18 protein-coding genes are annotated in these 24,640 nt (G+C 64.0%); 14 read left to right on the top strand and 4 right to left on the bottom strand.

From position 1 onward, the window contains the following. The 3 genes from GTP46_RS16280 to GTP46_RS16290 all read left to right on the top strand — a co-directional run. Nucleotides 1-861 (top strand): heavy metal sensor histidine kinase (locus GTP46_RS16280; RefSeq protein ID WP_161007694.1); only part of this gene is annotated, 861 nt, incomplete at its 5' end. A gap of 150 nt (nucleotides 862-1,011) precedes the next feature. Next, nucleotides 1,012-2,517 carry a DASS family sodium-coupled anion symporter gene (locus GTP46_RS16285; protein ID WP_161007695.1) on the top strand — a complete coding sequence of 502 codons (1,506 nt, stop codon included), beginning with the start codon at nucleotides 1,012-1,014 and terminating at the stop codon, nucleotides 2,515-2,517. Between the two features lie 4 nt (nucleotides 2,518-2,521). Next, complete coding sequence (locus tag GTP46_RS16290; RefSeq protein WP_161007696.1) at nucleotides 2,522-3,298, top strand: CPBP family intramembrane glutamic endopeptidase; 777 nt, start codon at nucleotides 2,522-2,524, stop codon at nucleotides 3,296-3,298. Here GTP46_RS16290 and GTP46_RS16295 read toward each other — a convergent pair. Then, complete coding sequence (locus GTP46_RS16295) at nucleotides 3,263-4,852, bottom strand: aspartate:alanine exchanger family transporter (RefSeq protein WP_161007697.1); 1,590 nt, start codon at nucleotides 4,850-4,852, stop codon at nucleotides 3,263-3,265. The two genes, GTP46_RS16290 and GTP46_RS16295, sit on opposite strands and share 36 nt — an antisense overlap. Nucleotides 4,853-4,927: 75 nt before the next feature. Between GTP46_RS16295 and GTP46_RS16300 the strand changes: the two genes are divergently transcribed. The 5 genes from GTP46_RS16300 to GTP46_RS16320 all read left to right on the top strand — a co-directional run bounded on the left by GTP46_RS16300 (nucleotide 4,928) and on the right by GTP46_RS16320 (nucleotide 10,690). After that, nucleotides 4,928-5,923, top strand: coding sequence for a 2-hydroxyacid dehydrogenase (locus GTP46_RS16300; protein ID WP_161007698.1), 996 nt, complete (start codon nucleotides 4,928-4,930; stop codon nucleotides 5,921-5,923). 215 nt (nucleotides 5,924-6,138) lie between these two features. Then, nucleotides 6,139-7,701 (top strand): diguanylate cyclase, encoded by a 1,563-nt coding sequence (locus tag GTP46_RS16305; RefSeq protein WP_161007699.1) that lies wholly within the window; start codon nucleotides 6,139-6,141, stop codon nucleotides 7,699-7,701. An 11-nt stretch (nucleotides 7,702-7,712) separates the two neighbouring features. Continuing rightward, on the top strand, nucleotides 7,713-8,156 hold the full coding sequence (locus GTP46_RS16310) for an META domain-containing protein (RefSeq protein ID WP_161007700.1): 444 nt from the start codon (nucleotides 7,713-7,715) through the stop codon (nucleotides 8,154-8,156). Nucleotides 8,157-8,201: 45 nt separating this feature from the next. Continuing rightward, nucleotides 8,202-9,242: a patatin-like phospholipase family protein gene (locus tag GTP46_RS16315; protein WP_161007701.1), complete on the top strand. Its 1,041-nt coding sequence runs from the start codon at nucleotides 8,202-8,204 to the stop codon at nucleotides 9,240-9,242. Then, nucleotides 9,242-10,690 carry a GntP family permease gene (locus tag GTP46_RS16320; protein WP_161007871.1) on the top strand — a complete coding sequence of 483 codons (1,449 nt, stop codon included), beginning with the start codon at nucleotides 9,242-9,244 and terminating at the stop codon, nucleotides 10,688-10,690. The genes GTP46_RS16315 and GTP46_RS16320 overlap by 1 nt, the downstream gene beginning before the upstream one ends. On the opposite strand, the gene GTP46_RS16325 is transcribed toward GTP46_RS16320, so the two are convergent. Further along, nucleotides 10,650-12,161: an acyl-CoA-binding protein gene (locus GTP46_RS16325; protein ID WP_161007702.1), complete on the bottom strand. Its 1,512-nt coding sequence runs from the start codon at nucleotides 12,159-12,161 to the stop codon at nucleotides 10,650-10,652. The genes GTP46_RS16320 and GTP46_RS16325 overlap by 41 nt on opposite strands. 12 nt (nucleotides 12,162-12,173) lie before the next feature. Continuing rightward, nucleotides 12,174-12,653 (bottom strand): hypothetical protein, encoded by a 480-nt coding sequence (locus GTP46_RS16330; protein ID WP_161007703.1) that lies wholly within the window; start codon nucleotides 12,651-12,653, stop codon nucleotides 12,174-12,176. A gap of 132 nt (nucleotides 12,654-12,785) precedes the next feature. Here GTP46_RS16330 and GTP46_RS16335 point away from each other — a divergent pair, with 132 nt between their 5' ends. Then, nucleotides 12,786-13,706: a GGDEF domain-containing protein gene (locus GTP46_RS16335; RefSeq protein WP_161007704.1), complete on the top strand. Its 921-nt coding sequence runs from the start codon at nucleotides 12,786-12,788 to the stop codon at nucleotides 13,704-13,706. A gap of 79 nt (nucleotides 13,707-13,785) precedes the next feature. Further along, the gene (mqo, locus tag GTP46_RS16340; RefSeq protein ID WP_161007705.1) at nucleotides 13,786-15,501 is read left to right on the top strand and encodes a malate dehydrogenase (quinone); all 1,716 of its coding nucleotides are present in this window, start codon (nucleotides 13,786-13,788) and stop codon (nucleotides 15,499-15,501) included. On the opposite strand, the gene GTP46_RS16345 is transcribed toward mqo, so the two are convergent. Continuing rightward, nucleotides 15,498-16,421: a response regulator transcription factor gene (locus GTP46_RS16345; RefSeq protein ID WP_161007706.1), complete on the bottom strand. Its 924-nt coding sequence runs from the start codon at nucleotides 16,419-16,421 to the stop codon at nucleotides 15,498-15,500. The two genes, mqo and GTP46_RS16345, sit on opposite strands and share 4 nt — an antisense overlap. Before the next feature lie 127 nt (nucleotides 16,422-16,548). Here GTP46_RS16345 and GTP46_RS16350 point away from each other — a divergent pair, with 127 nt between their 5' ends. The 4 genes from GTP46_RS16350 to GTP46_RS16365 all read left to right on the top strand — a co-directional run bounded on the left by GTP46_RS16350 (nucleotide 16,549) and on the right by GTP46_RS16365 (nucleotide 24,614). Continuing rightward, nucleotides 16,549-18,330, top strand: a complete 1,782-nt coding sequence (locus GTP46_RS16350) for an amidohydrolase (RefSeq protein ID WP_161007707.1) — start codon at nucleotides 16,549-16,551, stop codon at nucleotides 18,328-18,330. A gap of 282 nt (nucleotides 18,331-18,612) precedes the next feature. After that, complete coding sequence (locus tag GTP46_RS16355) at nucleotides 18,613-21,240, top strand: glycoside hydrolase family 3 C-terminal domain-containing protein (RefSeq protein ID WP_202414305.1); 2,628 nt, start codon at nucleotides 18,613-18,615, stop codon at nucleotides 21,238-21,240. Nucleotides 21,241-21,259: 19 nt separating this feature from the next. Continuing rightward, nucleotides 21,260-22,177, top strand: a complete 918-nt coding sequence (locus GTP46_RS16360; RefSeq protein WP_161007709.1) for an alpha/beta hydrolase — start codon at nucleotides 21,260-21,262, stop codon at nucleotides 22,175-22,177. Then, nucleotides 22,170-24,614, top strand: coding sequence for a glycoside hydrolase family 95 protein (locus GTP46_RS16365; protein WP_202414306.1), 2,445 nt, complete (start codon nucleotides 22,170-22,172; stop codon nucleotides 24,612-24,614). Before GTP46_RS16360 ends, GTP46_RS16365 begins: the two co-directional genes overlap by 8 nt. The last annotated feature ends 26 nt before the right edge of the window (nucleotides 24,615-24,640 follow it).

The following is a 24,640-nucleotide window of genomic DNA, read 5'->3' on the forward strand; positions in this document are numbered from 1 at the left end:
CTGGCGGCGGCCGTGTGTGCGGCCGGTATGCTGTACCACGGCCTGCGGCCGCTGCGGGTACTGGCTGCCCACGCGGCGCGCGTCACACCGGGCGCCTCCGGCCAGCGCTTGGACGCCGGCGCCGCACCGTCCGAATTGCAGCCACTGGTCGATGCGCTCAACGCCATGCTGGCGCGCCTGCAGCAGAGCTACGCCCGCCTGTCGGGCTTCTCGGCCGATCTGGCGCACGAGTTCCGCACCCCGGTCACCAACCTGCTGGGGCAGAGCCAGGTCATGCTGGCGCAGCCGCGCAGCGGGGGCGAGTATGAGCAACTGCTGGTGTCTAACATCGAGGAACTGGAACGGTTGGCGCGCATGATCGAAAGCATGCTGTTCCTGGCGCGCGCCGGCCAGGACGATGTGCTGCTGACGCGCCAGCCGCTGGTGGCGCTGGACGAACTGCGCAAGGTGGCCGAACTGTACGAGAGCATGGCCGAGGAGCATGGCCTGCGGCTGGCCTGCAGCGGTGACGGCGCGCTGCTGGCCGACCCGGCGCTGCTGCGGCGCGCGCTGTCCAACCTGCTGTCCAACGCCGTGCGCCATGCGCAACCGGGCAGTACCATCGAGCTGCACGCTGCACCCCTGGCACAGGGCGTGGCCCTCAGCGTCAGCAACTGCGGCGCGCCCATCGCAGCCGAGCACGCGCCGCACCTGTTCGAGCGCTTTTACCGTGCCGACCCGGCGCGCAGTGCGGACGGCGGTTCGACCGGGCTGGGCCTGGCCATCGTCAGTGCCATCATGGACCTGCATGGCGGCACGGCCACGCTGCACACTGTGGGTGCCATCGCGCGCTTCACGCTGGTTTTCAGCGCTGCTCGCTAGCGCACGGCTCAACACCAGGAAGCGCGGGAATGTGGCCGCCCTTTTTTGCGTTTGGACTGTTCAACGCCGCCGCGTCGCCTGATGGAATGTTATCGGTTGAGCATTTCTTTCATGTATCATCATTGCAAGATTCAGACATGAAAGGTGTGCATGCTATCCAAACTCTCTGCGGCCTTCCGCTACTTCAATAGTGCGGTGCCATTCCGCCTGATCCCTGCGCTGATTACCACCGCCGTGCTGTTTGTGCTGCTGGCGCTGCCTTGTCCGACGGGATTGGAACCCAAGGCGTGGGCGCTGGTGGCGATTTTCCTGACCACCATCGTTGCCATCATCCTCAAGGTGATGCCGATCGGCGTGATGGCCTTGATGGCCATCGTCATTGTGGCGCTGTCACAGGTGACGTCGACTTCCTCCAAGGGCGCCATCGCGGATGCGCTGAGCAGCTTCTCCAGCCCGCTCATCTGGCTGATCGTGGTGGCGGTGCTGATCTCGCGCGGCCTCAAGAAGACCGGCCTCGGCAGCCGCATCGGCCTGATCTTTATCGCCATGCTGGGCAAGCGCACCATCGGCATCGGCTACGGCCTGACGGTGTGCGAGCTGGTGCTGGCGCCGTTCACGCCGAGTAACACGGCGCGCGGCGGCGGCATCGTCCACCCAATCATGAAGTCGATCGCCAACGCCTTTGATTCCGACCCGGCCAAGGGCACGGAAGGCAAGGTCGGCACTTATCTGGCGCTGGTCAACTATCACGCCAATCCGATTACCTCGGCGATGTTCCTGACCGCTACCGCGCCCAACCCGTTGGTGGTGGACTTCGTTGCCAAGGCCAGCAATCAGAGCTTCCACCTGAGCTGGACCACCTGGGCGCTGTGCATGCTGCTGCCCGGCCTGGCCTGCTTGCTGCTGATGCCGCTGGTGATTTACCTGCTGTCGCCGCCACAGCTGAAAAACACGCCGGACGCGGTGCAATTTGCACGCGGCGAGTTGGAGCGCATGGGCGCACTGGCGCCGAAAGAAAAAGTCATGCTCGGCACGTTCGGCCTGCTGCTGGTGTTGTGGGCCAATCTGCCGGCCATGGTCTTTGGCCCGGCGTGGACGCTGGATCCGACGGTGGTGGCCTTCCTCGGCCTGTTCGTGCTGATCATCACCGGCACGCTGGACTGGGACGACGTGCTGTCCGAGAAGAGCGCATGGGACACGCTGATCTGGTTCGGCGCGCTGGTCATGCTGGCCGAGCAGTTGAACAAGCTGGGCGTGATCAGCTGGGCCGCGCTGGCGATGAAGGATGCCATCGTCGCCAGCGGCATGGGCTGGCTGCCTGTGGCCACCGTGCTGCTGTTGGCCTTCGTGTTCTCGCACTACCTGTTTGCCAGCACCACAGCGCACATCAGCGCCATGCTGTTTGCCTTCCTGTCGGTGGGCGCGCAGTTGCTGCCGCCGGACTATCTGGTGCCGTTCCTGCTGCTGATGACAGCCGGCTCCGCCATCATGATGACCTTGACCCACTACGCCACCGGCACCTCGCCGATCATCTTTGGCAGTGGCTACGTCACCATGGGCAATTGGTGGCGCGTCGGTTTCGTGATGTGCGTGCTGGAGCTGCTGGTGTTTGCCGTGGTGGGCGGCGCGTGGTGGAAAGTGCTGGGGTACTGGTAAGCCGATGAAGCAACTTCATATTACGTTGCCGCTGGCCTTGCTGGCGCTGTTAGTTTGGCTCGGCTTGACGCTGGGTGTGGGTCGCCTGCTATCGGGCGGCCGCCAGCAGGCGCTGGCCGAGTCGGTCGCAGGCGGCGTCGGCCTGGCGTGGTTGCTGGCCGCCTTGTTTGCGCTGCTGGTGGCGCTGGCCTCGCGCGAGCGCCGCGCCATCGGCCTGGGTGCGCCGTCACCGTTGAAATCGCTGTGGCTGATCTGGCCGCCGCTGCTGTACTCGCTGCTGATGTTGCTGGTGGCATGGGCGGGCGGCTGGCCGGCGCCGAAGGCGCTGCTGATCGTGGCGTGCAACGCGGCGCTGGTGGCGGTGTCGGAAGAACTGATGTTCCGCGCCGTTCTGCTACAAGGTCTGTTGCAGCGGTTTGGCATCTGGCCTGCGGTGTTATTGTCGTCGGCGCTGTTTGGCGTGGTGCACACGGTCAATGGCTTGGCCACCGGCGACTTCAACGGCGCACTGTGGCAATCGGCAGCGGCTTTCTTGCAGGGCATCGGCTATGCGGCGATCCGTCTGCGTATGCGTTCGGTCTGGCCGATGACCGTGGTGCACGGCCTGTGGGACTTTGCGCTGGTGTCGTCGATGCTGGGCGCAGCGCCGGGCGACGATGGTTCGGTGCTGCCGTACGCGGCACTGCTGGCGGTGTTGCCGCTGTGCTTGTACGGCGTGTTCCTGCTGCGCGCCAGCCAGCGCGCCTTACTGCGCCAGGATGCCGACCAGCTGCACCAGTAAAATCTTCAGCACCGTCATGGATGGGAAGATCATGGCGTAGCCGACGTCCGGCCGGTCGGTCGGTGCGATGCGGTTGGCAAACGCCAGGATGGCCGGGTTGCCGGTGGCGCCGGCCACGATCCCGGCTACGCTATCGAACGGCAGGCGGAACACCAGCAGTGCCACCAGCATGGTGACGATCACCATCACCGAGACGATGGCGCTGCCCAGCAGCAGATACAGCATGCCGTTTTCCGCGAAGGTGGCGGCAAACGTGGCGCCGGACGAAATGCCCACCACGGCGAGGAACAAGGTCAGGCCGAAATTGCGCAGCACCAGGTTGGCCGAAATCGGCATCGCCCACTGGAACATGCCGGTGCGGCGCTGGCGGCCCAGCAGCAGCGCCACCAGCAGCAGGCCGGCAAAGCCCAGCGACAAATGGCCGAGCAGCGGCAGCGGCCAATGAATGGCGCCAAACGCCAAGCCCAGCGTGACGCCGACGCCGATGCTGAGGTAGCTGATTTCGCCGGTGCTCTTGATCGAATCACCAAACAGCTTGCGCAGCGCCGGGAAGCTGGCGCGCGGCGCCAGCACGCCGATACGGTCGCCAAACTCCAGCGTGCGGTGCGGCGTCAGGTGCAGGTCGGCATCGTTGCGGCGCAGGTGCAGAATGCGCGCTTGCAGCTCGTCGGGAATCTGCAGCTGCGACAATTGCAGGCCGGCCACAGCCGCGCTGGAAATGAAGAAGCGTTCGTAGTCGAGGTCTTTGCGGTCGTGCAGGATGCGGCCGGGATGGGCCGGCCCGAAGCGCGTCGCCACGTCATGCAGCACACTGCTGTCGTTGCCGGCGATGAGCAGCACGTCGTCGCGTTCGAGCCGCATGCTGTTTTCTGCCACCAGATTGTGGTGGCCGCGGCGGATGGCCACGATGGAAATCCCGGCCGGCAGATTGCGCGCAGCTTCAGTCAGTGTCATGCCGATCACGTAAAACTCGGTGACCTCAATTTCCTCCATATGCAGCGAGGCTGGCGTTGCGCTCGATAGCGTGGGCTTGCGCCACGCGTTGTACAGGCCCAGCAGTAGAATCGGCACTGCCACGCCGATTGGATAAGCCATCGAATAGCCAGTGGCCGGCGCCGTGCCAAACACCGCCAGCGCCGCTTGCAGCGCGGCCGTGCTGGTGCCGGCGCCGGCAAACGCGCCCAGCGCGTGCGGCAGGTCGATGGCCGGCAGCCAGTGCGAACTGGCCAGCGTTAGCGCTAGCGCCGCGCCGACGGCGATCAGCGCCGCCAGATTGGCCTTCATGCCATCGGCGGTGGTCAGGCCTCGGAAGAATTGCGCGCCGTAAGCGATACCGACGCCGTACAGAAATAGCAGCAGCCCCAGGTTGCCGATCAGGCCAGGCAGCACTAGCTTGGGCGCCGCAGCACCGACCGCCAAGCCGACGAACAGCACCGCGCCCGAACCAAGCGACAAACCTTTGATGCTGACCGCGCCCAGCAGGTAGCCGATGGCGATGGTGAGGAACAATGCCAGCAGCGGCTGGCTGGTGAGAAATGCGCTAATAGTCGTCATTGTCTAAAACTTTCATTTTGAATATTTTTAGAATACTATTGCTTAGATTCTAATTCATTTATGAAAGAGGTCGGCATGAAAACTGCGGTATTTAGTGCACGCCGGTATGACAAAACCATGCTGACCAGGGCCAACGCCACAGCAGGTCACGAGCTGCGATTCATGGAAGACCGCCTGACCGCCGCCAGTGCGCCGCTGGCGGCCGGCTGCGAGGCCGTATGCGTGTTCGTCAACGACGCGGTGGATGCCGAGGTGCTGGCGATCCTGGCGCAGCAAGGCACGCGGCTGGTGGCGACCCGTTCCACCGGCTACAACCAGATCGACGCCGCAGCAGCCGAGCGCCACGGTATCGCCGTGGTGCGCGTGACCGACTACTCGCCGTACTCGGTGGCCGAGTTTGCCGTTGGCCTGCTGCTGGCGGTCAACCGCAAGATCGCCCGCGCCAGTTCGCGCACACGCGAAGGCAATTTCGACCTCGATGGCCTGATGGGCTTTGACCTGCACGGCAAGACCGTGGGCGTGATCGGCACCGGCAAGATCGGCACCATCTTCGCGCGCATCATGAGCGGCTTTGGTTGCACCGTGCTGGGCTACGACCGCTATCCGTCGGCCGCGTTCGAGACGCTCGGTGGACGCTACGTGTCGGTTGATGAACTGCTGGCCAGCAGCGACGTGGTCTCACTGCATTGCCCGCTGACCGAGGAAACCCGCCACATCGTTAATGCGGAATCGCTGGCGCGCGCCAAGCGTGGCAGCGTGCTGGTCAACACCAGCCGTGGTGGCCTGGTCGATACCGAAGCGGCCACCGAGGCGCTCAAGACCGGCCAGTTGGGCGGCCTGGCAATCGACGTCTACGAGCAGGAAGCCAGCCTGTTCTTCCAGGATTTGTCGTCCACCATTATTTGCGATGACGTGATCCAGCGGCTGGTGTCGTTCCCGAACGTGATCGTCACCGGCCACCAGGCCTTCTTCACGGAAGAGGCAATCGGCCAGATCATGCAGACCACCATCGACAGCATCAGCGCCTTCGAGCGCGGCGAGGAGTTGGTAAATCGTATTCCCAAATCGTAAGGAGCCGTCATGAACAAGATCGTCGCAGCATTGACCTGTGTCCTGCTGGCCGGCAGCGCCTGGACAGCCGCTATCAGGCCAAAGTCACGGCTGGCCACTACAAGGTCAGCGTCTATCTGATGCGCAACGCAGCCCGCCGCAACCAGACCGCCAGCTATGTCCTGGAAGCCAGCATCGGCACGCCGGGCGCTGCTACTTAAATTGCCGGAGGCGCGATGCCCACGCAAGACCAATCCATCATCGGCCAGCGGCTGCAACCGCTAGGCAGCAAGAAGCGGCCCGTGCTGGCATGGATGAGCATCGGCTTTGCGGTGCTGTGCGCGCTGATGATTTTGGCCGCCGCCTGGATCGTGTTTTCTTCGCATGAAGTGCGCATGCGGGAAGCCCGCTTGACCACGCAGAACATGGCGCGCATGCTGGCCGCGCAGGCCACCATGGAAATCAAGATCGCTGATGTGCTGCTGGAAAATATCGTTGAACGAGTCCGGCATGAGGGCAGCGGCGAGGCGGCGCGCGAGCGCTTGCGCGCGCACCTGGAGCAACTGGCCAAGGGCAGCGATGGCATCAGCGGGCTGTTCGTGTTGGATCAGGATGGAGCCTGGGTGGCAAGCTCGCTCGGTGCGTCGGCCAGCGGCAATAATGGCGAGCGCGATTACTTCAGCTTCCACAAGGAGCACAAGCAGTCCACCGTCCACATAGGCGCGCCGCTGCTGAGCAAGTCTACCGGGCATTGGGTGATCCCGGTGTCGCGCCGCATCGAACTTGCCGATGGCACGTTTGCCGGCGTCGCGCTGGTGGCGCTGCAGCTCGATTCGTTCGAGCGTGCCTACGACAGTCTCAATCTCAGCGAGGCCGGAACCGCCTTCTTTGCGCTCAACGATGGCACGTTGATGTACCGCCGTCCGTTCGATGCGGGCGTGATCGGCATGAACGTATCGTCCGGCGATGTACTGACCGCCTACCGCGAAAAAGGCCCGACCGGCACCGGCTTCATGACTGCCAAGGTCGATGGCCTTGAACGGCTGTACAGCTACCGCCATCTTGATCAATACCCGCTGATCGTTGCGGCCGGCCTGTCGCACGAGGATATTTTCGCCGACTGGGATTGGCTGGCGGCGGAAATCCTCGGCGCCACCTTTGGTGCGGTGGCGGCGCTGGCGTGGCTGTTCCGCAAGCTGATGCTGCAGATCGCGCTGCGCGAGCAGATTGAAATCGCGCTGCGCAGCACCGGCGCCGAACTGGAAAAAGCCAACGCCGGCCTGCAAGCGATGGCCATGAAAGACGGCCTGACCGGGCTGGCCAACCGCCGCGCATTTGACGAGGCATTGGATCACGAAACGCGGCGCGCGCAGCGCGACCACAAGCTGGTGTCGCTGATCATGCTCGATGTCGACTTCTTCAAAAAATTCAATGACAACTACGGCCATCAAGCTGGCGATGAATGCCTGCGCGCGATTGCCGGTGCGATTGCCGCCAACGTCGGACGTTCGGAGGATCTGGCGGCGCGTTACGGCGGCGAGGAATTCGCCGTTCTCATGCCGGGCGCCGACATCGAGGGCGCTTTGCACGTGGCTGAAGCCATCCGCCAGGGCGTGACGGCGCTGAATATTAGCCACGCCGCCAGCGCCACCGGTACGGTCACCATCAGCCTGGGCGTGGCCACCATCGCCCCCGGCCAGGACCACAGCGCCGACCAGCAAATTCTTATCCAGCAAGCGGACGCCTTGCTGTACCAGTCGAAAAGCAACGGCCGCAATCGCGTCACCGGCCCAACGTGAATGGAGGGAGTATGCAAGCAGTGTTTCGTCGCATGTTGTTACTTGGCCTGATTTCCTTGAGCGCTTGTACTGTGCCGCAGAAACCGGCAGCTACCGGTCTGAATGGCACCAGCTGGACGCTGGTGGCCTATCGTCCCGCCGGTGCAGGTGAAATACGCCCTGAACGGGCCGACCAGTACCAATTGCAGTTCCAGGCCGACGGCCGGCTGGCGGCGCAAATCGATTGCAATCGTGGCAGTGGCAACTGGCAGACCACGCCTGCCGATGCGCCGCAGGGCGGGCTGCGTCTCGGGCCGCTGGGATTGACGCGCATGATGTGTCCCCCAGGTCCGCTGAGTGCACGTCTGCCTGCCGACCTCGATGCCATCGAGTCGTTCCGGCTGACGAATGGGCAGCTGCAACTGGACCTGGCTGGCAATACCGGCAGCTATCTCTGGCAACGCGCACAACCTTAATCCTGTCGCGCGCGTCCACCGCATCACATTCCGTTAGGAGCAGCGATGGCTTTACCAGGTACTGTAAAGATTGATCTGGCCCTTCAGGGCGGCGGCGCGCATGGCGCGTTCACATGGGGCGTGCTGGACCGCTTGCTGGAAGAGGAGTGGCTGGATATTGATGGCATTTCCGGCACCTCGGCCGGTGCCATGAATGCGGCGGTGCTGGCTTGCGGCTATGCTGCCGATGGCGCTCCCGGCGCGCGGGTGGCGCTGGAACGATTTTGGCGGCAGGTGTCGGCGGCGGCGTCGCTCAGTCCTTTCCGGCGCGGGCCTTGGGACGTGCTGCTGGGGCGCTGGACGCTGGACCAGTCGCCGCTGTTCCTGGCCTTCGATCTGGCGGCGCGTGTGTTCTCACCCTACGATTTCCAGAGTGGCCAGTCGAACCCGCTGCGTAACATCCTGAGCCAGCAGATCAATTTTGAAGCGCTGCGCAAATCACCGATCCGCCTGTTCATCACTGCCACCAATGTGCGCACCGGGCTGGCGCGTATCTTCCGCAACGAAGACTTATCGGCGGATGCGCTACTGGCCTCGGCCTGCCTGCCGACCATGTACAAGGCGGTGAGGATCGACGGCGAAGATTATTGGGACGGCGGCTATACCGGCAACCCGACCGTGACGCCGCTGGTGCGCGAATGCGAATCGCACGACACCATCCTGGTGCAGATTAATCCGGTGGAACGGACTGGCACGCCACGCAGCGCCCGCGAAATTCTCAACCGCCTCAATGAAATCTCCTTCAATTCGCCGCTGCTGAAAGAGTTGCGGATGATCGCCTTGCTGCGCCAGAGCCTGAGCGCCGACGCTGGCGAGAACCGCGCCGACCTGGAAACCTACCGCTGGGCGCAAATGCGCATCCACCGCATCACCAGCACTCGCATGACGGAGCTGGGTTCGTCCTCCAAGCTGAACGCGGAGTGGGCCTTCCTGACCTTGCTGCGCGATGAAGGCCGCGCCGCTGCCAGCCTGTTCCTGGAGCAGCACGGCGCTGACATTGGCCAGCGTTCATCGTTCGACCTCAATCAACTATTGGAGGCATGGTAATGGGACTGGCCGGGATACTGATTGCACTGCTGTTCCTAATCTGGCTGGCTTATCGAGGCTGGAGCATCCTGTTGCTGGCGCCACTGGCCGCGATGCTGGCAGCGCTGCTGTCAGGCCAGCCGGTAATCGCGCATTGGACGCTGACCTTCATGCACAGCGGCGCCGGCTTCATCGCCCAGTATTTCCCCTTGTTCCTGCTGGGCGCCTTGTTCGGCAAGCTGATGGACGACAGCGGTTCGCTGAAAACCATCGCCGATTTCATGACCGCCAAACTGGGGCCGAAGCGCGCGGTGCTGGCGGTGGTGCTGGCCGGCGCCATCGTGACTTACGGCGGCGTCAGCCTGTTCGTGGCCTTCTTCGTGTTGGCGCCGATGGCGCATGCACTGTTCAAGGCCGGCAATATTCCGACCAGCCTGATGCCCCCGGCCATCGTGCTGGGTACGTCCACCTTCACCATGACTGCCATGCCGGGCACGCCGGCAATCCAGAACGCGATTCCGATTCCGTATTTCGGCACCACGCCGTTTGCGGCGCCGGGACTGGGCATCATCGCCACGGTCATCATTCTGGCGTTTGGCTTGCTGTGGCTGGCGCGGATGGAGCGGGTGGCGCGCCGGCGCGGCCTCGGCTACGCAGGAGGGCCATCGCACGATAGCGCGGTGGACAGCGCGCTGGTGCGTGAACGGGCCAGCGCGGCGCGCGAGTTCGATCCGGCTGAACTGCATCGCGGCAGCGCGTCGGTGCGCCAGCCGGGCATTGCGGTGGCGGTGCTGCCGCTGGTGGTGGTCGTGGTTGGCAACCTCGGCATGAACCTGCTGGTGCTGCCGCACTGGCAGGCCAGTTATCTGGCGCAGGCGGAGTGGGGCGCTACCAGGATGGCGGCGGTGGGCGGCGTGTGGGCGGTGCTGATTGCGCTGGCGGCCGCCATCGTCTGTCTGGTGGCGCTGAATTACCGCAGCATGCGAACGTTGCGCGAGAGTGTGGATGCCGGCGCCAATGCGGCAGTGCTGCCGGCGCTGAGCGTAGCCAGCCTGGTCGGCTTCGGGGCGGTGGTGGCGGCTTTGCCTGCGTTCGCCATCGTGCGCGAATGGGTGTTGACGATCGAGGGCGGACCGCTGGTTTCCTTGGCCGTGGCCACCAACGTGCTGGCCGCGCTGACCGGCTCCGCCTCCGGCGGGTTGACGATTGCCTTGCAGGCGCTGGCGCCAACTTACATGAGCTTGTCCAGCAGCCTGGGCATCGATCCGGCCTTGTTGCACCGGGTGGCGGTGATCGGCGCTGGCACACTGGACAGCCTGCCGCACAACGGCGCCGTGGTCAGCCTGCTGGCAGTGTGCGGCGCCACCCATCGCGAAAGCTACTTCGACATTCTGATGGTCGGCATCGTCGGCCCGATCGTTGCGTTGGTCACCGTGGTGGCGCTGGGCACGCGCTTTGGCGCATTTTGACGGAAGGCGCATCGTCTTCCTTGAGCTGCTGCACCAGGCTGGCGTACTCGAGGATCGCCTGATCCTGCGTTAAGCCTGTGCGGGCGGCCCAGGCATCGAACTTGGCGCGGCCCACCACATCGAGCGCGCCCGGTCGTTCGGCGTGGTTATCGCCGATGGTGCTTTGCTTGTACAAGGCATAGAGCCGCAGCAGCGTCTGCTCATCCGGCGACTTGCTCAGCGTCTTGGACAGTGCTACTGCCGCCGCCAGCGTTTGTTCCGCTACGTTGGGCTGGTCGGGCACCGGTTCGCCACCGAAGTAAGCATCTTCCAGCGCTGGATCATCGGGGAACCAGCGTGCTTCCAGCAAGCGGCCACGCTGCAGCTGCATCTCCAGCACGCCGTGTGACGCCAGAGCGCCGCATTGCAGAGTGGCTGGCATCATCACCATGCCGGCATTGATGACCGGCGTACCGAACGCGCTCAGCACCAGGCCATCCTTGGCCCAGGCCTGCAAACGCAGCAGGCCCTTCTTGCCGCGGAAAATACCGCTGCTGCGGTTGTGGCCGGGCTGATACCAGGCAAAATCCGGAATGCCGCGCTCATACAGCGCCGCGAAATCGCCGCGGGCAAGCTCGCCCTGCACGGCCGCCAGCAGGGCATCGACCTGGGCTGGCGACATGGCTGGATCGTCGCCCTGAGTTCCTTGCCCCAGGCTGCCGACGCCAAAGAATTCCAGCGCGCGTTGGGTCAGCAGCTCCTTGTCGTTGTCGACACAAATCAGGTGGTAGCTATTTTCCAGAATGACCATGCGGGCCTGACCGGCGCGCTGGCCCGCGCCGATGTGCTCGACCAGAAAGTTGGCCGAGCGCAGGCTGGTCAACTCGTCGCGGCGCGCATGGATCACCAGTGTCGGGCACGGAATGCGCGACAGCCCGCGCATCACCAAGCGGCGCAGGCGGTCGACCTCGCGGATGCAGGCCAGCGGCACCCAGCTGTAGGCAAACGCATCGCCGCGTTCAAATTTGGCCCGTACAATGGCGCGCAGCTCATCATTCTTGATACCGTACGGGTCTTCCTCATCCACCCGCATGCGCTCGGCCATGCCGGGGATCCAGTACAGCAGATGCCGCAGGCCCCGATACCACGGCGTCGACCAGCCATCAATGAATACCGGCGGCGCCAGCGCCACCAGCCGTCCTTTGGCATGGCCTTCGCGCTTGCAGGTCTCAATCGCCAGCAACGAGCCCATGCACATGCCCATGACGTGCAGCACCTCATGCTGGCCGATGATTTCGCGGTACTTCACCCGTACCGCCTCCAGCCAGTCCTCGGCGCGCACGCCGATCAAGTCGGCCGGTTGGCCGCCATGGCCGGGGAGGGTAATCGAATAAGTGACGAAGCCGGCGTTCTTGAGCCGTTTGTGCAGGGAGCCAAGGTCGTACTGGGTTCCACCCAGACCGTGAATCAGGAGTACCGCAGGTTCAGTCATGAGTCTGGCGGCCTAGAACCGGCGGTGGCCATCATCAGGATCGCAACGGCCGCTAAACTTGATCATGCCGTCGATGGTGATAGCGCCGCTGCGGCGGTTGATGGAGAGGCGCGGTTTATTCAGACCGTTCAAGCGGAACTGGCCACGGATTTCATCGTGACCGACGATCAGGTCGTCGATACCCCACCAGCCATTATTGCTATCGCCATGCAGCGCCGGGATCAGGCTTTTGGGAAGCTGGATTTCGGCACGGTCGCCATGAACCGACACGTTGATGGTTGCCTGGAAATCCGACTTGCCCGTCTCGACGCTTTGCTTGGGCACATACTTGTGCTGCTGCGCATCCCACTCAAATCCGGAGTGCACTTCGGAGGTCGTTTTCTCAGCGCCGCCGTAGCACACCAACTGGATATCCTCGCCGCGATCCTGGGACTGGGCGGCTCCAGAAGCAATCAGGACCAACAGCGGCAGCAAGCGTGGCAACAGGCTCATTCCCATCTCCTATGTAGATGTAACGTAATGTGTTGGCTTAAGTATAACCTAATGTATAAGCTAATCGTGCCGCTTGCAGATTGCCGTGACTTGCGTGATGATCGTTGCCTTTGTATTTGAAAGCAATCAACCATGACCGATCCGGACGTCTACCGCACTCTGCTTGAATCCACCCAGGCCATCCCTTGGCGCATCGAATGGGCCACCATGCAATTCACGTATATCGGCCCGCAAATCGAGGCGCTGCTGGGCTGGAAGCAGGCCAGCTGGCTGTCCGCGAACGACTGGGCAGACCGCATCCACGAGGAAGACCGTCAGAAAACCGTGGATTTCTGCGTGTCGCAATCGCAGAAGGGGATCGATCACGAAGCCGATTACCGCGCCCTGACCAGCGATGGCGACTACGTCTGGATCCGTGACGTGGTGCATGTGGTGCGGCGCGAGGACGGCAGCGTGGAGGCGCTGGTGGGCTTCATGTTCAACATCACCGAGCGCAAGCAAGCGGAGGAGAAAATCCTGCAACTGCAGCGCGAGCTGGAGGTGCTGTCTTACCGCGACAGCCTGACCAGTGTCGCCAACCGCCGCATGTTCGACACCATGTATCAGGTTGAATGGGCCAAGGCGCGCACCAGCGGCCACCCGCTATCGCTGGTGGTGGTCGATATCGACTACTTCAAGCAGTACAACGACCATTACGGTCACGTGCAGGGCGATGCCTGCCTGCGCCAGGTCGCGCAGTCGCTGGATGGCGGCGCGGCCCGTTCGCAGGACCTGTGCGCGCGCCTGGGCGGCGAAGAATTCGTCTTGTTGCTGCCGTCAACGGACGCGGCCACCGCCCGCAGCGTGGCCGAGCGCTGCCGCAAGCTGGTGGCGCAAAAGGAGATCCCGCACGCCCGCTCCGGCGTCGGCCGTCTGGTGACCGTCAGCATGGGCGTGGGCACCATCATTCCTGGCGACCAGGATGATCCGAGCGTGTTCCTGGACCGGATCGACCGCCGGCTGTATCAGGCAAAGTCCGCAGGGCGCGACCGCATCTGTGATGTTGAAGCTTAGATAATGTCGGTTAACCACAATGGTTGAATTCTCTGGCGTGATTTAATATTACCGCCCAGTTCTTAAGAGGATAAAGCCCATGAGTCAATCGAATAACAATCAGCCAGCGGACAGCCAAGGCCGCCGCTTTTCCCGCCGCCAGTTTATTGGCGCGGCGGTTGGCGCAGCAGCAGTATGGGGTGGCTACTCCTTGCTGTTCGGCGGCCAATTCCGTGCTGACAAGGCCGATCGTAAAGTGGATGTGCTGCTGATTGGCGGCGGCATCATGAGCGCGACGCTGGGTGTTTATCTGGCTGAACTGGAACCAGGTTGGACTTATGAGGTGTTCGAGCGTTTGGACAAAGTGGCGGAAGAGAGTTCCAATGGCTGGAACAACGCCGGCACCGGCCACTCGGCGCTGTGCGAACTGAACTACACCCCGATGGACGACAAGGGCAAAGTGCAGATTTCCAAGGCGGTTGAGATCAACGAGAACTTCCAGATTTCGCGTCAATTTTGGTCGCATCAAGTGCGCAAGGGCGTGCTAGGCAATCCGCGCGAATTCATCAATTCGACGCCGCACATGAATCTGGTCTTCGGCGCGGAGAACCGCGAGTTCATTCGCAAGCGCGTGGAGGCGTTGAAGGCATCGCCGCTGTTCGCCGGCATGGAAATGACCACCGATGCGGCCAAAATCAAAGAGTGGATTCCCATCATGATGGAAGGCCGCAAGCCGGATGAGGTCGTGACCGCCACGCGCTCGCCGCTGGGCACCGACGTCAACCTGGGCGCGATCACCCGCCAGTTCTACAAGCACTTGAATGAACGCGTCGGCGTCAAGGTATCGACCGGCCATGAAGTGCGCTCGATCACGCGTAACGACGATGGCTCGTGGCGAGTGTCGGCGTTCGACATCAAGGATAAATCCCGCATCCAGACGGTGGATGCGCGCCACATCTTCATCGGCGCCGGTGGCGCGGCGCTGCCGCTGTTGCAGCTGTCGGGCATTCCTGAGGCTAAGCAATACGGTGGCTTCCCGGTCGGTGGCGAATTCCTGGTGACGGACAATCCTGAGATTGCCTCGCGCCACCTGGCCAAGGTCTATGGCCTGGCCGATACCGGCTCGCCGCCGATGTCGGTGCCGCACCTGGACACCCGCGTGCTGGATGGTAAAACCGTGCTGTTGTTCGGCCCGTTTGCCACTTGGTCCAGCAAGTATCTCAAGAACGGCTCTTACTTCGATATGGCGAAGGCTACGACGCCGTCGAATATCATTCCGCAGATGCAGGTTGGCATGCATGAGTTTGCACTGGTCAAATACCTCGCGCAGCAACTGGAGCTGTCGAAAGAGGAAAAAATGGCAGCGCTGCGCCATTACATGCCCGAAGCAAAAGACCAGGATTGGCGCTTGTGGCAGGCTGGCCAGCGTGTCCAGATCATCAAGAATGTGCCCGGCCAGGGCGGCGTACTAAAGCTCGGCACCGAAGTTGTGGTGGCCGAAGATCGCTCGGTCTCCGCGTTGTTAGGCGCGTCGCCGGGCGGATCGACCTCGCCGGCGATCATGTTGTCGCTGCTGGAGAAAGTGTTCCCGGACCGGATGAAGACCGCTGCTTGGCAGGATAAAATCCGCGAGATCGTTCCTACCTATGGCAAAAAGCTGAACGAGAACCCGCAGCTGCTGGCGACGGAATGGGCGGCGACCGCTGAAACCCTGCAACTGGCAATTGCATCGCCATCCCTGGACCGTTTTGTACCGGCCAGCGCGCCGGCCGAACAGCCGGGCGTGGTGAAAAAAGTGCCGGATATCGCGCTCTAATTCCGACAGCCCAGCGCCGCCTGCAACTGCATCTTGTTGCCGACGGCAAGCTTGGTATAGCAGCATTTGATGTAAGACCGAACGGTGTCTGGCGAAATACCCAGCACTTTCGCAATCTCCTTGTACGATAGGCCCGTGGCATAGTGTTCCGCCACGGTCCGTTCGCGGGCCGTCAGCGCGCCGCTGCGGTTGGGCCTGATCATCACGCGCTGTGCCCCCGGCACACCACCCGCCACCGGCACGATGCACACTTTCGCTGTGACGCCGGGTGGACCTTCAAAACCAGCTTCAGTCAGCACGATACGGCGCCCGCACCAGCCGGGCCACGCCGCGTACAGCATGGCGCTGAAACGTGGATCGGCATCAATCACGCCGCCATCGGGCGACAGCAGCGCTTGCGGCTCGTCGCGTGTCACTTGCGCATGCGACCAGCTACCTTGCCAGGCTTGCATCAGGTGCGGCGCCAGCATTTGCTTGACCACGCGGTCGGCATCCGTAAATGGCTGTGCCGACTCGTTGCGATACAGGGAAATCACCTGCAGCAGCTTGCCGCTCGCATCCGGCACGGCGGTGGCCACCAGCGAGTGCAGGTCATGGTGCTGGTCGAAACGGCGCAGGAAGCGGTCGGCACTGTGGCCGCTCTTCATGGTGGTTACGCCTACCTCGTTGACCAGACGCTGGCGCACATCGTCGCGCTCGCGGATGTCATGTAATTCCCGGTCGAACTCCGGCCGTGTGCCGTAGCAGGCGCTGTGCAGAATGTCCTCGTCGGCTATGCAGCCCACGCTCCATCGGGCAGAGGTGAACGGCAGGTCGCGCCGCAGGCGCGCGATGGCCCAGTCCTGAAATGCCGTAGGCGCCAGGGCACGCGAGGCGTCATGCAAATCCAGTACCAGGCAGCTGTATTGCTGCAGCTCCATTTCTCATTCTCCCCGCTGTTCTTGTCCCCCGCATCTGCGGGATTTATCTGTCGAGTATCGCGCAATAACATGGCCCAGGCAACTGGCGATAACGGCCCGGTGCATCTTCTAACCGACGGAAATGACAATGAAAATAACGAGACTAACGATACTGCTTGCACTGGTACTGGCTGGATGCAGCAGCCATGATGATGTCAACCCCGCAGATGCGGTGTACCGCAATGGCTACATCGCCACCATGGATGCCAACGATACGGTCGGCCAGGCGGTGGCCGTGCGGCAGGGGCGCATCGTGTATGTCGGCAGCGACGCCGGCGTGGCCGCATTGATCGGCCCAGCAACCCAGGTCACCGACCTGAACGGCCGCATGCTGATGCCGGGCCTGATCGACGCCCACATGCACCCGCTGAGTGGCGGCGCCAATCTGCGCACGTGCAACCTCGATTATGCGGGCCTGACCACGCAGGAATTCCAGTCCCGCATCCAGGCCTGCCTCGACGCCGACAGCGGCAGCGACGATTCCTGGCTGGTGGTGAATAACTGGTACCGCCAGGCCATGCTGCCCAAGGGCACGGACGCGGACCGCAAGACCCTCGATGCACTGAATACCAAGCGCCCGGTGGTGGTGAATTCCAGCGATGGCCACACGGTGCTGGCCAACTCGCGTGCACTGCAACTGGCCAGCATCACGGCTGCCACGCCGAACCCGCTGGGCGGCTCGATTGCGCACGATGCCAGCGGCGCCCCGACCGGCATTTTCGAAGACGAGGCGGGCTTGCTGATCAACAATGCCGTGCCCGCCGCCACCGCCAAGGATGACGTGGCCAGCGCACAGGCCGCGCTGGACGCCATGCGCAAACAGGGCGTGACGACCTTCTTCGCTGCGGCCTCCGGCGAGGCCGAACTGGCGGCGTTTACCAGCGTGCAGAAAAGCGGCAGCCTGAGCGCCCGTGGCTTCTTTGCGCCCTTGATCAGCGCAGACATGGCCGGCGTCCCTGACAAGGCCATCGCCTGGCTGCAAGACCTGGCCAAGCGCTATGACCAAGGCCAGCCGGCAGTGGCGCCGGCGATCGCGGTCCGTCACGCCAAGCTGTTCATGGACGGCGTGGTGCAAGCGCCGGCTTTCACTGCCAGCCTGTTGCAACCGTACCTGGTGAACGGTGGCACGGAAAAAGATCCGCACTACGTCCCGGGCATGAATGCGGGCCAACTGTACCTGCCGCCGGAAGTGCTGCACCCGATGCTGGCGGCGCTGGCCAAAGCCGGTTTCAATCCGCACATCCACGCCATCGGCGACCGCGCGGTAAGGCAGTCGTTGGACGCCGTGTCGGCCATGCGCGCGCAGGCGCCAGGTTCCACGGTGCGTCCGGCCATCGCCCATGTGGAAGTCACCGATCCCGCCGATTACGCCCGCTTTGCGGCACTCGACGCCACGCCGGTGATGTCCTTCCAATGGGCGAAACCGGCGCCGGATTCCATCGAAGCCGCCCGCGACTTCCTGGGGCCGGACCGCTTTGCACGGATGGAGCCAGAGGGCGCCCTGCAGGCGGCAAGCGCGCGCGTGGCGTTCGGCAGCGACTGGCCGGTCGATCCGCTCAATGAATGGTTTGCATTGAAAGTAGGCGTGACCCGCACCAACGATCCCGCCCAGTGGGACAAATATCCGGGCAAGCTTAATGCCGACGCCGGCCTGACACGCAAACAAACCCTGCGCGCCGCCACCGTGAATGCGGCCTATACGCTCAACCTGGACAAGGACGCGGGCTCGCTGGAAGTGGGCAAGCTGGCCGACATGATCATCCTGGACCGCAACGTGTTCACCATCGATGCAGAGCAGATCGCCAACACCAAGGTGCTACGGACCATTGTGGGCGGCAAGGTGGTGTATCAGGCAGACGGTTTCAAATAAACCCCAGCGCCGGATTCAGCGCAGGCCCGGCACAGGTAGGTAAGCGCCATCGCCTGTGCTGCATCCGGGCTGTCGAGGTAGTGGCGCCGGGGTCGCCGCCGTTGTCGGCAAAATCAGTGGCGCGCTATCGAGCACGCCTAAAAATTGTTTCCGCACCGATGCTGTTTTAGATATCAATCTCGTCAAAAAAGTTATTGGTTACTTGTTAAGGCAGGGATTACATTTCCTGTACCAAAAAATGTTATCGCAAACATTTTTTGATTCTATAACATGGAGACTAACATGCGAGCAGACAAACAAGGCGGCTTGCGGCGGCGAGCGGCATGGTTGCTGGCGGCCGCCATCATTCCGGCGGCGGCATACGGTGCGGATGTCCACAGCGAGGCCGAAGCGCGCGCCCGCCAAGTGGTGGCGCAAATGTCGCTGGACGAGAAAATCGACCAGCTGCTGAACGTGGCGCCGGCTGTGCCACGCCTTGGCATCCCGGCTTACAACTGGTGGACCGAATCGCTGCATGGCGCGCTGGGGCCGCTGCCGACCACCAACTTTCCGGAACCGATCGGCCTTGCCGCCAGTTTCGATGCGCCGCTGGTGCAGCAGGTGGCGTCGGCCATTAGCGTGGAGGTGCGCGCGTTGCACACGCTGGGACGTGAAACCGGTCACCTCGGCCGCATCGGCACCGGCCTCGATACCTGGTCGCCGAATATCAATATCTTCCGCGATCCGCGCTGGGGACGTGGGCAGGAAACCTACGGTGAAGATCCGCACCTGACGGCTTCGCTAGGCGTGGCCTTCATTCGCGGCATACAGGGCAGCAATCCGGATTTACCCGACGTGGTGGCTACGCCCAAGCATTTCGCCGTGCACAGCGGACCGGAATCGACGCGCCACATGGCCGATGTCTTTGTCTCGGCCCACGATCTGGAAGATACCTATTTGCCGGCGTTCCGCGCCGCTATCGTGGAGGCCAAGGCCGGCTCCATCATGTGCGCCTACAACCGCATCAACGGCCAGCCGGCCTGCGGCAGCGAGCTGCTGATGAAGCAGCACCTGCGTGGTGCGTGGGGCTTCAAAGGCTATGTGGTCTCCGATTGCGACGCCGTTATCGACATCTTCGAGCAGCATAAATACGCATCGGACCCGGCCGCAGCAGCGGCAGTGGCGCTGAAAGCCGGCACCGACAACGAGTGCAACACCAGGACGCTGGGCGAGAACAAGGGCCTGGGCGCGCGCTATCGCGAAGCCTGGCAGCGCGGCCTGATCAGCATCCCGGATATCGACCAGGCGCTGGTGCGCCTGTTCTCGGCGCGCTACCGCAACGGCGACCTGGCCGGCTTGCCGCAGCGGCAGGTCACTCCGGTGCCGGTCAGCGCCATCGGCACGCCGGCGCACCAGGCGCTGGCCCTGCAAGCCGCCACCCGCAGCCTGGTGCTGTTGAAGAACGACGGTGTGTTGCCGCTCAAGCCCGGTCTCAAGCTGGCGGTGATCGGGCCGCTGGCCGACGCCACCCGCGTTTTGCGTGGCAATTATTCGTCCACCCAGTCGGCGCCGCCGGTGTCGGTGGTGGACGGCCTGCGCCGCGTGCTGCCGAAGGCGCAGATCAAACTGGTGCACGCCGGCGCGTCGATCACCGATGGCGACCCGGTGCCCGGCGCCGCCTTGCTGACGCCGGACGGCAAGCCGGGCCTGCGCGTCGCCTACTACAACCGTCGCGGCGAGCAGTACGACAGCCAGCCGGTGCTGGTGCGTACTGAACCGGGCCTGGAAGCAAGCGGGCTGGCATTCAAGGAGGTCGACGACCAGCACAAGGTGGCGTGGGATGGCTATCTGTCGGTACCCGAGTCCGGCCTGTACCGGCTGGGCGTCAGCGGCGTGAAGGGCGCACTGACTGTGGGCGGCAAGCCGGCGGTGGAAGCCACGGCCTATTCGCAATGGGGCGAGCCGCTGCAGCTACGCACCGTGCAGCTGGAAAAAGGCCAGCGCTACCCGCTGCATTTCGAAGCCGAGACCGGTAGCACAGGCGTGCCTGGCCTGTTTTGGAAACGCATTGCCGGCGATGCCGACGCGGACCTGCAGCGCAGCACGGCCGACGCCGACGTGATCGTCGCAGTGGTTGGCCTGACCTCGGACCTGGAAGGCGAGGAAATGGCGATCAAAGTGGAAGGCTTCTCCGGCGGCGACAAAACTTCGCTGGATCTGCCCGCCGAACAGCGCCAGTTGCTGGAGCGCGCCAAGGCGCTGGGTAAGCCGCTGGTGGTGGTGCTGATGAACGGCAGCGCGCTGGACCTGTCGTGGGCCAAGGACAACGCCGCTGCGATTCTAGAGGCCTGGTATCCGGGCCAGTCTGGCGGCCTGGCCGTGGCGAATGTGCTGGCCGGCCGCGCCGATCCGGGCGGACGCTTGCCGCTGACCTTCTACCGCAACCTGTCAGACCTGCCGCCGTTCGACGACTACAGCATGCAGGGCCGTACCTATCGTTACTATGCCGGTACGCCGGTCTATCCGTTCGGTGCGGGCCTCAGCTACACCAGCTTCAGCTACACGCCGCTGCAGGTGGCGCCGCTGGAAGGCGGGCCGGAAAACGGCATCCTGGTCACCACCGAAATCCGCAATGCCGGCAGCCGCGAAGGCGATGAGGTGGCCCAGCTGTACCTGACACCGCCAGCAGCAGAAGGTGCACCGCGCCTGGCGCTGCGCGGCTTCCAGCGGCTGACACTGAAGCCGGGCGAGCGTCGCCAGCTCAGCTTCCGCCTGTCGCCGCGCGACCTGAGTTTCGTCACCCGTGACGGTGTGCGGCAAGTGATGCCGGGCCAGTACCAGCTAAGCGTAGGTTCGGGCCAGCCGGGCACCGGCGTGGCAGGGCAGCAGGCGCAACTGGTGCTGAACCGCACTGTGCTGCTGGAACAATAAAAACCAACAAGGAGACACGATGAAAAATATTCGCTTTGCACTGTGGGCACTGGCCTGCGTGTTGGCTGCGCCCGCCATGGCGCAGAACGACAAAATGACACCGATCGCTGCGCCGGCCCAGCCGGGCGCGATCACGCTCAATACCGGCGAGTTGCCCGGCGCCACCGCGCCGGAAGCCTGGCACAGGCAGTACAACAGCGTCTTTACCCGCAACGTGGTGGTGGCGACGCTGACGCCGTTCCTGCCGCCGGCAGGCAAGGGCAGTGGCGCTGCCGTGATCGTCGCGCCGGGCGGCGGCTTCCGCACGCTGTCGATGGAAAACGAGGGCTGGCAAGTGGCGCAGGCGCTGGCGGCCAAGGGTGTGGCGGCCTTTGTGCTGAAGTACCGCCTGAACCAGACCCCAGCCGACATGGCGGGCTTCCAGCGCTCGATGGCGGAGCTGTTCTCGCCGGGCGCCAAGCGTCCTGAAACACCGCCGGATCCAGCCGTGGCCTACGCGCCGCAAATCGCCGACGCTCGCGCCGCCTTTGCGCTGGTGCGTGCGCGCGCTGCCGAGTGGCATGTGGATGCCGACCGTGTCGGCATGATCGGCTTCTCGGCCGGCGCCATGCTGACCATGTCGACCACGCTGTACGGGCAGGATGCCAAGCCGGCCTTCATCGCTAACATCTACGGTCCGTTGTGGGCGGTCAAGGTGCCGGCCGATGCACCGCCGCTGTTTGTCGCGCTGGCCGCCGACGATCCTTTCTTCGGCAACGCCGGCTATGGCTTGATCGACAGCTGGCGTAGCGCCAAGCGTCCGGTGGAGTTCCACCTGTACGAGCAGGGTGGCCACGGCTTCGGCATGTACCAGAAGAGCACCACCAGCACCGGCTGGTTCGACAGCTTCGTGCGCTGGCTGGACATGCACGGCTACCTGCAAGCCAAGCATGCCTGATATTTTCCATCCAATGCGGCGCCGCTTGCTGGTGTCCGCCGGTCTGGCCGCTGTGTTCCCCGGCCTGGCTGGGGCGGCGCTGGAGCGGGCGGCCACAGCGCAGCGCGATCATTTGACGCTGTGGTACGAACGTCCTGCCAGCCAGTGGGTAGAAGCGCTGCCGATCGGTAACGGCCGGGTAGGCGCCATGGTGTTCGGCCGCGTCCGGCAGGAACGCTTGCAGCTCAACGAGGGCAGCATGTTTGCCGGCGGCCCGTATGCCGCGGATAATCCGGCCGCCGCTGCCGCCTTGCCGCAAGTGCGGGCGCTGATCGCCGCAGAGCGCTATCGTGAGGCCACTGAGCTGGTGGCGAGCGCGATGATCGCGCGGCCGTCGTCGCAGATGCCGTATGGTTCGGCAGGCGACCTGCTGCTGGACTTCCACGGACTGGATGGCGTCAGCAACTACGAACGGTCGCTTGATCTCTCCACGGCCATCGCGGCAACGCGCTTCACCAGCAACGGCGTGCGCTATACGCGTGAGGTGTTTGCCAGCGCGCCGGATGGCGTGGTGGTAATGCGTTTGACTGCCGAGGGTGGCAAGCTGGATTGCGACCTTGGCTACCGGCATCCGCGCGACGCCAGCTATGGCGACAGCCGCGCTGCCGGTGCGGCCTGGCATAGCGCTGAAACGCTGGAAGCCGGGCAGCGGCCGTCCACGCTGTCGATCAGCGCCGACGGCCTGGGCACGTTGCTGATCGCCGGCCGCAACATCGCCTCGGCGGGCGTCGCCGGGGCGCTGCGCTACGCGCTGCGTGTGCGTGCAGTGGGCGACGGCCGCATCGAGGCCGAGGGCGAGCAATTGCGGGTGCGTGGCGCCTCGTCGGTGACGCTGGTCATCGCCGCAGCGACCAGCCATGTCAGCAGCACGGACGTCAGCGGCGATCCGCTGGCGCTGGTGCGTGCCGCCAGCAATGCGGCCAGTGTCCGGACCTACGCGCAGCTGCGCGCGGCCCATGTCGCCGCCCATCATGCCTTGTTCTCGCGCCTGTCGCTGACCATTGGCGGCGCTGGCCATGCCGCACAGCCAACCGACGCCCGCGTTGCCAACGCAGAGCAAGCGGCAGACGATGAGGTAGCTGCGATGGCCGCGCTGTATGTGCAATACGCTCGCTACTTGCTGCTGTCGTGCTCTCGTCCGGGTGGACAACCGGCCAATCTGCAGGGCATCTGGAACGAAGGTAACAACCCGCCGTGGGGCTCGAAGTACACCATCAACATCAACACCCAAATGAATTACTGGCCGGCGCAGGCGGCGGGCTTGCCGGAGTGCGTCGAACCGGTGCTGCGCATGGCCGAGGAACTGGCGCAATCCGGCGCCGTCACCGCGCGCGTGATGTATGGCGCACGCGGCTGGGTGGCGCATCACAACACCGACCTGTGGCGGGCCAGTGCACCGATTGATGGTCCCAACTGGGGCATGTGGCCGTGCGGTGGCGCATGGCTGTGCAACATCCTGTGGGATCACTGGGACTACGGCCGCGATCCGGCCTGGCTGCGCCGCATCTATCCGCTGCTGAAAGGTGCGGCGCTATTCTTCGTTGATACGCTGGTAGAGGATCCGCAAGGACGCGGACTGGTCACATCGCCCTCAATCTCACCCGAAAACGAACATCGACCCGGCATTGCCTTGTGCGCGGGACCGGCGATGGACCGCCAGATTGTGCGCGACCTGTTCGGCTGGACACTGGCGCTGCAGCGGGCCTCGGGCGACGGCGACCACGCGTTCGCACAAACACTGGAACAGCTGCGCAGCCGCCTCGCGCCTGACCGTATCGGCGCGCAGGGGCAGCTGCAGGAATGGCTGGAAGACTGGGATGCCGGGGCGCCCGAACAGCAGCATCGCCACGTGTCGCATTTGTACGCGGTCTACCCGAGTGAACAGATCAACCTGCGCGACACGCCGGCCCTGATTGCCGCCGCCAAGGTAACGCTACGTACCCGTGGCGACCGCTCGACCGGCTGGGCCACGGCGTGGCGGCTGGCGTTGTGGGCCCGCATGGGTGAGGGCGAGCACGCGCTGGCCATCTTGCGCGGCCTGCTGGGGCCGGAGCGCACCTATCCGAATCTGTTCGACGCCCACCCACCGTTCCAGATCGACGGCAATTTTGGCGGTGCCGCCGGCATTCTGGAAATGCTGGCGCAATCGTGGGGTGGCGAAGTGCACCTGCTGCCGGCGCTACCGCATGCGTGGCGCCAGGGCGCGGTGCGCGGCTTGCGCTTGCGCGGCGCGCTGGAGATGGATCTGGAATGGCGGCAAGGCCGGCCGCACGCGCTGGTGTTGCGCGGTGCGCCAGGTACCCGCGTCAAGCTAAGTTATGCTGGCCGCAGCATGGCGCTGGTGCTGGACCGGCGCGGCGTCGCGCGCCGGGTGGCCAGTCGGCTGGTATTTGCATGACACTAACAACAATGATGAGGAATTCC

It is taken from the genome of Duganella flavida (genome assembly GCF_009857445.1).
In the GTDB taxonomy this organism is placed as follows: domain Bacteria; phylum Pseudomonadota; class Gammaproteobacteria; order Burkholderiales; family Burkholderiaceae_D; genus Rugamonas; species Rugamonas flavida.

Coding starts and splice junctions, on each gene's coding strand:
- GTP46_RS16285 (WP_161007695.1), top strand. CDS start 1,012: ATGCTATCCAAACTCTCTGCGGCCTTCCGCTACTTCAATAGTGCGGTG.
- GTP46_RS16290 (WP_161007696.1), top strand. CDS start 2,522: ATGAAGCAACTTCATATTACGTTGCCGCTGGCCTTGCTGGCGCTGTTA.
- GTP46_RS16295 (WP_161007697.1), bottom strand. CDS start 4,852: ATGACGACTATTAGCGCATTTCTCACCAGCCAGCCGCTGCTGGCATTG.
- GTP46_RS16300 (WP_161007698.1), top strand. CDS start 4,928: ATGAAAACTGCGGTATTTAGTGCACGCCGGTATGACAAAACCATGCTG.
- GTP46_RS16305 (WP_161007699.1), top strand. CDS start 6,139: ATGCCCACGCAAGACCAATCCATCATCGGCCAGCGGCTGCAACCGCTA.
- GTP46_RS16310 (WP_161007700.1), top strand. CDS start 7,713: ATGCAAGCAGTGTTTCGTCGCATGTTGTTACTTGGCCTGATTTCCTTG.
- GTP46_RS16315 (WP_161007701.1), top strand. CDS start 8,202: ATGGCTTTACCAGGTACTGTAAAGATTGATCTGGCCCTTCAGGGCGGC.
- GTP46_RS16320 (WP_161007871.1), top strand. CDS start 9,242: ATGGGACTGGCCGGGATACTGATTGCACTGCTGTTCCTAATCTGGCTG.
- GTP46_RS16325 (WP_161007702.1), bottom strand. CDS start 12,161: ATGACTGAACCTGCGGTACTCCTGATTCACGGTCTGGGTGGAACCCAG.
- GTP46_RS16330 (WP_161007703.1), bottom strand. CDS start 12,653: ATGAGCCTGTTGCCACGCTTGCTGCCGCTGTTGGTCCTGATTGCTTCT.
- GTP46_RS16335 (WP_161007704.1), top strand. CDS start 12,786: ATGACCGATCCGGACGTCTACCGCACTCTGCTTGAATCCACCCAGGCC.
- mqo (WP_161007705.1), top strand. CDS start 13,786: ATGAGTCAATCGAATAACAATCAGCCAGCGGACAGCCAAGGCCGCCGC.
- GTP46_RS16345 (WP_161007706.1), bottom strand. CDS start 16,421: ATGGAGCTGCAGCAATACAGCTGCCTGGTACTGGATTTGCATGACGCC.
- GTP46_RS16350 (WP_161007707.1), top strand. CDS start 16,549: ATGAAAATAACGAGACTAACGATACTGCTTGCACTGGTACTGGCTGGA.
- GTP46_RS16355 (WP_202414305.1), top strand. CDS start 18,613: ATGCGAGCAGACAAACAAGGCGGCTTGCGGCGGCGAGCGGCATGGTTG.
- GTP46_RS16360 (WP_161007709.1), top strand. CDS start 21,260: ATGAAAAATATTCGCTTTGCACTGTGGGCACTGGCCTGCGTGTTGGCT.
- GTP46_RS16365 (WP_202414306.1), top strand. CDS start 22,170: ATGCCTGATATTTTCCATCCAATGCGGCGCCGCTTGCTGGTGTCCGCC.